The sequence below is a fragment of the Actinokineospora diospyrosa genome (assembly GCF_024171925.1).
Taxonomy (GTDB): Bacteria; Actinomycetota; Actinomycetes; order Mycobacteriales; family Pseudonocardiaceae; genus Actinokineospora; species Actinokineospora diospyrosa.
Window position 1 is genome coordinate 452,901 of record NZ_JAMTCO010000006.1, and the last position, 8,966, is coordinate 461,866.

Below are 8,966 nucleotides of genomic sequence, written 5' to 3' on the forward strand. Positions count from 1 at the left end.
CTGTTGACCGACACCAGTGATGTCGCCGAACACGAGCAGTGGGCGTCCGGGCGGATGCGGTGGAGCCTGGGCGCGCTCGGCGACATCACGTGGATGGTGCTGCCCGAGGCCAGGCCGTTCCTCGTGCGGCACGCCAAGAAGGAGCTGGACTCCGCCCTGGAGCGGGGCACCTTCCTGGACGTCATCCTCGAGTCACCCATTGCCAACCACATCGGCGAGCTGATGCTGCAGGGTATGGGTGACCTCCCGGCGGGGACCGACCTGGTCCGCCGGTGCGAGACGGTCATGCGGCGGATGTTCACCGTGGACGAGGACTGGTACCAGAACATGTTCCGCGTCGAGGTGTTCGAATACCTCCTGTTCCGCGGCTGGCGCCCCCAGTTGACCGAGCTCATCCCCGACACCCTCGCGGCGGTCGACCACCCCGACCTCCCCTGATCTGCCCCACCCGTGACCCCGGTTGTCTCACCGAGATGACCGGGGTCACGGTCGTATTCCGGGATACCCCCGGTCGAGCCAGCTGCGGAGAACAAGGCCACCCCGCTGGCACCCGGGCCGTACATCGGCGTCGCGCCACTAGACATGTTCCCGGTGGTGCGAACGGGTGATGGTGGAACCGGGCTTGGACGTTTGGCCCTGGCGCAGCGGTATAGCGGGGGACGGGGACGCGTCGGGAGGCGGGGAGCTGTGGGCACTTGCGAGGTGAGTCGGGCGTGACCAGTGCCGGGGTGTCTCCGTGCAGGGCTTGCCTGTGTCCGGGGAGGTTCGGGGGTGCCGGGTGTTCGGTCTGCTGGACGGTGATTTCGCCGCGTTCCACGACCGGCACCGGGCCAACTTCGTGAAGTTCGTCGAGCTGCGCGGACTCACCCGCCAAGACGCCGAGGACGTCGTCGGGGATGCGTTCGTGGCGCTGTACCGGAACCGGTCGACGTTGCGGGCGGCCGCGTCCCAGGAAGCGCTCGCCTTCAAGGTGTTGCGGGACTCGCTGGCCGACTTCTGGCGGCGGCGGACCAGGCGGCCCGAGGCGATGGGTGACGACCTGGACGGGCTCGTCGCCCAGGACGACGTCGCCGGGTTGGTGGCCCGGATGGATCTGGAGCGCGCGCTGGCGACGTTGCCCACTCGTCAGGCCGAGTGCCTCGCGCTCTACGCCCTGCTCGGGCAGGACACCGCCGACATCGGGCGGTACTTGGGAATCAGCGAGTCGGCGGTGCGGTCGCACCTGTCGTACGCGCGTCAACGGCTCGAGCGGCTCGACAACGGGTCACAGCAGGAGGAGCGGTGAACTTCGAGGAGACGGTACGACGCGTCGCGACGGACCTGGACCGGCAGTACGCCGACTACGACTTGAGCGCGGCCCGGTCTGACCTGGAGGACCGCCTGCTGGCGGCGGAGACCGGCGGCGATGTGCCGATCGCGGTAGCGGCGGGTCAAGCTGGGTCGGCACGCGGGGTCGTCGCTGACCACCCCGCCGCTCACACAGCAGCGCCCTCGGACAGTTGGCGGATGCTGGCGGCGTGTCGGGGCGAGGACTCCGACGTGCTGTTCGCGCAGGGCGCCGAGCAGCGCATGGCGAAGCTGACCTGCATCGCGTGCCCGGTGCGCACGGAGTGCCTCGCCGAGGCTCTGGACAACCGCATCGAGTTCGGCGTGTGGGGCGGGCTGACCGAGCGGGAGCGCCGGGCGTTGCTGCGGCGCAGGCCAGACGTGCGGTCCTGGCGGAAGCTGCTCGACGAGGCCCGGATCAGGCACAGCGCCAAGAACCGAACCGAAACCGCCTGACGACATGCCCACACCCCGCCGCGCCGCGTCCCCACACGGCCTCCTCGGCTACGTGGTGGCCGACGCCGACCGGACCCGCAACGCACTGCGCCTCCTGCGCTGGTCCCTCGCCGGGGCCACGGTGCTGTTGCCCCTCGTGATCGGCACGCTCGTCGTACTCGCCCACAGCCCACCCCACATCGCCTGGCTGTGCAGTGGCGCTGCGGCAACGGGGACTTTGTGGCGAGCACTCCGCACCAGCAGACGGCAATAGCCGCGATGGCTTTCCCACCAACCAGAACAGGCATCTCCGGTGGTACCCACCTGGCTACCGTGGCCACATGCCAGCGGAACCTGCCTGGAAGTGGGAACCGAGTCCGCTCGCCCAACGCGCATCAGCCGCCTGGTCGACCCTAAGCATCAGCGGCGTCGCCACCCTGGGCTGGTTCGCCGGGCTGTCCGCAGGCGGCGTGCCCTGGGCGGCGGTGGTGGGCCTGCTGACCCTGCTGATCGGCATACCACCACTGGTCCTACTCGTCCGCCACGTGTTCCACCGCCACCCGGAACTGACCGTCCCCAGCTACGTCCTTGGCGTGTGCGGCCTACTGGCGACCATCCGCTGGTGGCGCAAGGGCTACCGCCGCGAAGTAGTCGAAGCAACGGTGTCCGGTGACGCCCTGGTGCTCCGCAGACACGACGGCACCCAAACGAGTCATCCACTAGCGACCCTGGGCCCAATTAGTCTGATATACAGCCAGTTCGTCGACTCGGACACCCCCACAGAGGTCGCCGGAACCCTCGACCTCAACGGACAACCCGTGCGGTTGCGCCGCATCTGGTACCACCGCTTGCCCGACACCTGGATCCCCGCCTTGCGCGCGGCGGGCGTGTCAGTGCACGAGTCGACCCGCTTCCTCGTCTACCAAGACTCCGAGCCGCTGTGATCTGTCACCGCTAAGAAGCCAGCGCCTTGCCGGGCGCCCTCGTGACAGGGGGTGAGGGCGCCCGGCGTTGGTCAGCACTCGTCGAAGCTGCTGCCCTTCCAAGTGCTGGAGTAGTACTTGCCCCCGTTGGTGCCCTCGTACACGTAGACGCTCGTGCCTGATAGGACGTAGGCGAAGGTGTAGGTCTCCTTGACCTCGTCCGTCGGGGTGCACTGCTTGGCGCTCGCGGTTCCGGCCGCGCCCACCATCAGGCCGATGCTCAGCGCGACGGCCGCTGCGACACCTGCGAATCTCTTCACCACGGAACTGGTTCCTCTCCCTCGGGTCACTGCCGCCGACGCTAGGGGTCCCCGGGGGCCGTGGAGTCTCACCCGCGTCTCATACCCGCCAGGCCGGGGAGCCGCTTGGGGTAGAACTCGTGATCAGACACATCGGGAGGGATCGGTCATGCTCACCAACGTCGCCGTCTTGCGCGACCGGGTCCACAGCGAATCGCAGCGCGCGGTCGTCGAGCAGGTCGTGGCCCTGCTCGACGCCGATGGACCCCTGGTGGTGAACCTGACCGGGCCGCTGGGCGTCGGCAAGTCGGCTGTCCTCGCCGCGATCGCCGCCGAGGCCCCGGGGCGGGCCGACTACGCCGACGGCCGCATGTCTTTCGGTCCCCGGGTGGTCGTCGTCAGCCGCACGCCGCTGCTCCTGGGGGATGCCGTCGTCGTGCGCGTCCCCAAGTGGAGCGACGCGGAGATCGAGCGGCTGGTGGTGGCCCGCGGCGTGGACGAGGACGTCGACATGGTCGTGCGGCTGGCGGGTGGGTTGCCCCTGGTTGCGCGCAGTCTGTGCCGGGCGCTGCTCACCCCGATCCCCGCCGACGCCACCGGGGCACTCGCCGACCACGCCCTACGCGACGTCCTGGATCGCCTTAGGCACCCCGACACAGCCGCCTTGGACCTCCTGGCGGTCGTCGGACGCGGTGACGAGGAGCTGTTGACCGACCTCCTCCCCGACGAGGACCTGTTCACCGCCATCAGCGAGAACGACCTGGTCAACGCCACCGACAGGGGACTGGCCGTCGCCGAGCCGTTCCGCACCCTCCTCGACCTCCGCGCCCGATGGCGTCGCCCAGCCGCCCGCCGAGCCGCCCTCACTGCGGCCACCGCCCGCACCCGACAGCACCTGGCCGCCACCGGCGACGACAGCGACAGCGACCGCGCCGCCCTCGCCGAGCACGGCCTGTTCCTCACCGACAACCCCGCCATCCGCTGCGCCCTGTTCCCCGGCGGCCGCGACGTACTCCGTCCACGCCCGGCGGGCCCCGGCGACCACGACAGCATCGCCGCGCTCATGCACCGCTGGGCCCAGCACCGAGACCTGGACGCCCGCCACTGCGAACGGCTCCTCACCGGCTGGCTCGACCACAGCCCCGACGGCTTCCACCTGGTCTACGACGAAGACCGCCCCGTCGGCATGGCCTACGTCCCCCGCATCGACGCCAAGACCGTGTCCGCCATCGAGCCCCTCCTGCAACAACACACCGACACCCTGACCGACGACGGCGGCGTATTCGTCGGAATGGCCATCTGCGACGACCCGGTGCGCCATGCCGCCCTCCTGCGTCACATCGTGGCCACCGGCATCCGCGCCCGCCGGATCGTCGTGGCCACACCCTGGCCGCAATACCAGAACCTGGCCCAACTCCTAGGTTTCCACTACATCGGCGACGCCCGCCACGACCCCTACGCCTGCGGCCGAGACTCGAAGATCTACCACCAAGACCTCACCTCCATACCCGCCTGGCTGGACAAACTCACCACCCCACCCAACTCCCGCCAAGACATCAAACAAGCCCTAGAACACCTCCGCGACGACACCGCCCTAGCCCAAAACCCCCTCGCCGACGCAGGCGCCCCCGCCTTACGCGCACGAATCCTGACCGCCCTAGAACACCTGACCACCTCAGACGACCCCACACTCGCGGAAGCAGGCCGCGCCCTCTACACCTACTACGTCCAAGCCCGCCACGACCACACCCGCGTAGCAGCAGACCTACACCTCAGCCGTGCCACCTACTTCCGCCGCCTAGACCGCGGCCTATCCGAACTGACGACCTTGCTCACGTGATGGCGAAACCGCAGGTCGTGCTGGGGCGGAATGATCAACACTGGTGAGTGGGCGTACTAGAATCGGGGGTCGACAACACCCACCCCGCCGAGGAAGGCCACGCCCCTATGCGCAAGTGGATCCCACTGGTCTTGACCGCTCTCACGTTCGTCACCCTGTCTCGGATCTCCGACGTGGCGCCCGTCCTCATCGGGGGTCTCTGACTCGCGCCGGCGGTCCCCGGTGCGCCGGGGGACCGCCGGGTGCGGAGTCGCTTCAGGTGGTGTGTCGGGTTGTCTGCCTGGGATGATGGCGGTCTCGGCGGACCGGAGGTGTGTTGTGCGGGTGGCTGTGGTCCAGGCGGCGGCGTCGTTGTTTGAGGTGGGTGGGGGGCTTGGTCTGTTTGAGGTGTTGCTGCGGCGGGCGCGGGATGCTGGGGCCGAGTTGGTTGTGTTTCCGGAGGCGTTCCTCGGGGGCTACCCGAAGGGCGCGTCCTTCGGTGCGACGGTCGGAGAACGCACGTCCGAAGGGCGCGCACTGTTCGCGAGATACCGCAGGTCTGCGATAGAGATCCCCGGTGAGTCGTTCGACCGGGTGCGGGCTGCGGTGGCTGATGCTGGGTGTCTGGTTGTGGTGGGGGTGGTCGAGCGGGCCGGGCATACTCTCTACTGCTCGTCCTTGCTGTTCGACCAGGCAGGGACGCTCATCGGTCATCACCGCAAGTTGATGCCCACCGGGGTCGAGCGGCTGATCTGGGGCCAGGGTGACGGGTCCGATATCGCGGTCATCCCCACTGACCTCGGCCGCATCGGCATGGCGATCTGTTGGGAGAGCTACCTGCCGCTCTACCGGGCGGCCCTCTATGAACAGGGCGTCGAGATCTATTGCGCGCCCACAGTCGATGCCCGTGACGTGTGGACGGCGACGATGCGGCATATCGCTGTTGAGGGGCGCTGTTTCGTACTGTCGGCCAACCAGTTCGCCACCCGCGGCGACTACCCCGCCGACTACCCGCTCGACGAGCAAGTCCCGCCGGAGCACCCGATGATCAACGGCGGGAGCTGCGTCGTCGACCCGTTCGGCGAGTTGCTGGCCGGTCCGGTGTTCGGCCAACCCGAGCTCCTGGTCACCGACCTCGACCGGGGCCTGCTCGACGGCGCCTACCTCGACCTGGACGTCACAGGCCACTACTCCCGCCCAGACCTCCTGCGCCTTGACCACACCCCCCGGCCACCCCGCGCGGTCACCACTCGACCGGATCGGGGCTGAACCGGGCGGTCCTCGGGTCGCGCTCGGTCCCCAGCCGCTCCACCAGCGGTCCGTAGAGCTCCGGACGCCGCGCGGCCAGCCACCGGCGTCCGGTGGACAGGGGCACCAACCCGAGGTCGAGGTCGGCCTGCACGAGCTCATCGCCCGCTGCCCACGTCTCGGCGACGATCCGGCCGTACGGGTCGATGACCATGGCGTTACCGGTGCGGACCTCGTCGTCATCGCGGCCGACACCGTTGGCGAACACCACGAACAAGCCGTTGTCGTGCGCGCGCGAGGGCAGCCACCGCATCAGCCACTCCCGCCCGTTGGTGCCACGGAAGGCATCCTCGACGGCCTTAGGATAAAGATGCCGATTTTCCCACACTGGCAACGGAATCGGCTTCATACCGTGCGGACTGCGCGAGTGCGTGCCCCCAGTCTGGTGCGGGGCCAACAAGACGGTCGCTCCCGCCAGCGCACACGCACGCACGTTCTCCACCAGGTTGTTGTCGTAGCAGATCAAGACCGCCATCCGCACCGACCACGGCGTGTCGAACACGGTGTAGGTGTCCCCACTGGAGATCTCCTCGTGCTCGAACGCATGCAGCTTCCGGTGCACGTGAACCGCACCATCCGGCAAGCACACCGCGTAGGAGTTGAACAGCCGCTCACCCGCGCTCTCCAGGAAACCCGCCCCGACCCCGATGCCCAGTTCACCGGCGAGATCCCGCAGTGCAGCCACCAACGGCCCGTCCGAAGGCTCAGCCAGGTCCCACAGTTCCTCCCGGGTGCGTCGGCGCAGGTGCCAATAGCCCACCAGACACATCTCCGGGCACACCACCAACCGCGCGCCCGCGTCAGCCGCCTCGACAGCGAACCGACGCACCTGCCCCAAGTTGTACGCCTTGTCGTCATCCCGGTGCTCGAACTGCACCGTGCCCACCCTCAGCACCTCAGTCATGTCACCACTCAACACCACAGCTGTCGACGGGTGTAGTCACTCAGGCCGACCGGTCGGGATGCCACACCAGCCACTTCCGCTCGACCTGCTCCGCCAGGTCGACACCGTGGTGCCGAGCCATCAGCACCACATGGCACAACACGTCCGCCAACTCGGCGCCGAACTTGTCGTCCAACTCCTCCTGCGAGTTCCCCTTGGACCTGGCCTGACCGGTCCGCATCAGGAAAGCCTGCGTCAACTCGCCGACTTCCTCTTGGAGCTTGAGGAGGAACCACGTCTCATCGCGGGCGAACCCGTGCGCACGGGCATACCCATCTGAAACCACCTCGACGTCATCGCTGAGCCGCGCCAAGTCCATGGAAGTACCCTAGAGGCCAACGTCAGCGTTGACACAATAGTCCACTTGAGACGAATACACCAGCTATGCGTTCGGAGGCTCGCCTGGTCGAGTCTGCTGGACGGCGTGATGCAGCGCGTCGACGAAGGCATTGGTAGCGGGTGGGTCCGGCGGGTCGCCGTAGGTGGCCAGGTAGACGTGCCGTCGGAAGTCGCGCAGGACGCTGGCCTCGATCCCGGGCGCGCGGTGGGTGCGCAAGGCCAGGCCCGGCATGGTGGTCACGCCCATTCCAGCGGCGACCAGTGCCTGCTGGACGATGATGTCGTCGCTGGTGAACGCGATGGGCGGGACGAAGCCCGCGTTGTCGCAGGCCACGAGGAACTCCCGGCGGCAGTTCTCGCAACCCGCGATCCAGGCGGAGTGACGATTGCCCACGAGTGTCTGGTCAGGTTCGAGGCTGAGCAAATACATCGGGTCGTCGAACAGGTGCGCGGCGCGGATGTCGCCCGGTGTGCTGTCTCCGTAACCGAACCCGACCGCGACGTCGACCTGCCCGGCCCGAAGCAGGTCGAGTGCCACGCGCGGATGGGCCTCCACCAGGTGCAGTTCGATGCCGGGGTGCTCGCGGCGCAGGGTGCCCGCGGCGTGCGGCACCAGCGCGGCCAGCGCCGACTGGAACCCCGCGACCCGGACGCGACCGGTCCGCAGCCCCACCATCGCGGAGAGCTCAGCGGCGGCGGTGTCGACCCGACCGATGATCTCGACGGCGCGGCGGGCCAGGTGCTCGCCCTCCGGGGTGAGCCGGATGCCCCGGCCGACCCGCTGGACGAGCCTCGCCCCGGTCTCGGCCTCCAACCTGGCCAAATGGTGGCTCACAGCGGGCTGGGAGTAGTTCAGGTGCTTGGCGGCCTTGGTGACCGAACCGTGTTCGGCGACCGCCGCGAGGACCCGTAACCGCAGGATATCCAGCATGTATAGAGAGTACGCATGGGTTGGCCCAACTACTGTCATTGGACGAATGGGTCGGCAGGCGGGAGGCTCTCCTCAGCACGCACAGGCGCCACCGAACCGGAGGAGACCACCTTGAACGACACCGCCCAGCCAGGCCTTGGATGCGGGACGATCCAGCGCCTGGACAACGTCGCCATCGTCGTCGACGACCTCCCGGCCGCCAAGGCGTTCTTCGCCGAACTCGGCCTTGAGCTTGAAGGCGAGGCCACCGTCGAAGGCAGCGCGGTCGACCGCCTCGTCGGCCTGGAAGGAGTCCGATCGGACATCGCCATGATGCGCACCCCGGACGGCCACGGACGGCTCGAACTCACCAAGTACCACACACCCCCGAGCCGGGACAGTGACCCGCACGCCCCGTCGAACACCCTGGGTGCCCACCGCGTCATGTTCGCCGTCAACAACATCGACGACATCCTCGACCGCCTGCGACCACACGGAGCCGAACTCCTCGGCGAGCTGGTGCAGTACGAGAACAGCTACCGCCTCTGCTACCTGCGCGGCCCCGCAGGCATCCTCGTCGCCCTGGCCGAGCAGACCACATGACCCTCCCGGCTAACGCCCAAGGGCGCTTAGACGGTGTCGTGGTAGCGTTCCGCCTTCGCCG

At 68.4% G+C, this 8,966-nt stretch carries 12 protein-coding genes; 8 read left to right on the forward strand and 4 right to left on the reverse strand.

Features of this window, described 5'->3' with window-relative positions:
• Positions 1-3 precede the first annotated feature (3 nt).
• The 5 genes from LV75_RS13490 (at position 4) to LV75_RS13510 (ending at position 2,705) form a co-directional block, all read left to right on the forward strand.
• Positions 4-438, forward strand: coding sequence for a hypothetical protein (locus LV75_RS13490; protein ID WP_253887221.1), 435 nt, complete (start codon positions 4-6; stop codon positions 436-438).
• 340 nt (positions 439-778) lie between these two features.
• Positions 779-1,285: an RNA polymerase sigma factor gene (locus LV75_RS13495; protein WP_253887222.1), complete on the forward strand. Its 507-nt coding sequence runs from the start codon at positions 779-781 to the stop codon at positions 1,283-1,285.
• A gap of 221 nt (positions 1,286-1,506) precedes the next feature.
• The gene (locus LV75_RS13500) at positions 1,507-1,782 is read left to right on the forward strand and encodes a WhiB family transcriptional regulator (protein WP_253887296.1); all 276 of its coding nucleotides are present in this window, start codon (positions 1,507-1,509) and stop codon (positions 1,780-1,782) included.
• A 4-nt stretch (positions 1,783-1,786) separates the two neighbouring features.
• Positions 1,787-2,035 carry a hypothetical protein gene (locus LV75_RS13505; RefSeq protein WP_253887223.1) on the forward strand — a complete coding sequence of 83 codons (249 nt, stop codon included), beginning with the start codon at positions 1,787-1,789 and terminating at the stop codon, positions 2,033-2,035.
• 67 nt (positions 2,036-2,102) lie between these two features.
• On the forward strand, positions 2,103-2,705 hold the full coding sequence (locus LV75_RS13510; RefSeq protein ID WP_253887224.1) for a hypothetical protein: 603 nt from the start codon (positions 2,103-2,105) through the stop codon (positions 2,703-2,705).
• A gap of 71 nt (positions 2,706-2,776) precedes the next feature.
• On the opposite strand, the gene LV75_RS13515 is transcribed toward LV75_RS13510, so the two are convergent.
• On the reverse strand, positions 2,777-3,004 hold the full coding sequence (locus tag LV75_RS13515) for a hypothetical protein (RefSeq protein WP_253887225.1): 228 nt from the start codon (positions 3,002-3,004) through the stop codon (positions 2,777-2,779).
• 148 nt (positions 3,005-3,152) lie between these two features.
• On the opposite strand from LV75_RS13515, the gene LV75_RS13520 reads away from it, so the two are divergent.
• Both LV75_RS13520 and LV75_RS13525 read left to right on the forward strand, forming a co-directional pair.
• Complete coding sequence (locus LV75_RS13520; protein WP_253887226.1) at positions 3,153-4,823, forward strand: hypothetical protein; 1,671 nt, start codon at positions 3,153-3,155, stop codon at positions 4,821-4,823.
• Positions 4,824-5,111: 288 nt separating this feature from the next.
• Positions 5,112-6,071, forward strand: coding sequence for a carbon-nitrogen hydrolase family protein (locus LV75_RS13525; RefSeq protein ID WP_253887227.1), 960 nt, complete (start codon positions 5,112-5,114; stop codon positions 6,069-6,071).
• Here LV75_RS13525 and LV75_RS13530 read toward each other — a convergent pair.
• From LV75_RS13530 to LV75_RS13540, 3 genes are all read right to left on the reverse strand, one after another.
• Positions 6,046-7,014 carry a nitrilase family protein gene (locus LV75_RS13530; protein ID WP_253887228.1) on the reverse strand — a complete coding sequence of 323 codons (969 nt, stop codon included), beginning with the start codon at positions 7,012-7,014 and terminating at the stop codon, positions 6,046-6,048. The genes LV75_RS13525 and LV75_RS13530 overlap by 26 nt on opposite strands.
• A gap of 40 nt (positions 7,015-7,054) precedes the next feature.
• A complete protein-coding gene (locus tag LV75_RS13535) occupies positions 7,055-7,372 on the reverse strand; it encodes a nucleoside triphosphate pyrophosphohydrolase family protein (protein ID WP_253887229.1) in 318 nt (105 codons plus the stop codon).
• 63 nt (positions 7,373-7,435) lie between these two features.
• A complete protein-coding gene (locus tag LV75_RS13540; RefSeq protein ID WP_253887230.1) occupies positions 7,436-8,323 on the reverse strand; it encodes a LysR family transcriptional regulator in 888 nt (295 codons plus the stop codon).
• 111 nt (positions 8,324-8,434) lie between these two features.
• Here LV75_RS13540 and LV75_RS13545 point away from each other — a divergent pair, with 111 nt between their 5' ends.
• Positions 8,435-8,905 carry a VOC family protein gene (locus LV75_RS13545; protein WP_253887231.1) on the forward strand — a complete coding sequence of 157 codons (471 nt, stop codon included), beginning with the start codon at positions 8,435-8,437 and terminating at the stop codon, positions 8,903-8,905.
• Positions 8,906-8,966: the final 61 nt, after the last annotated feature.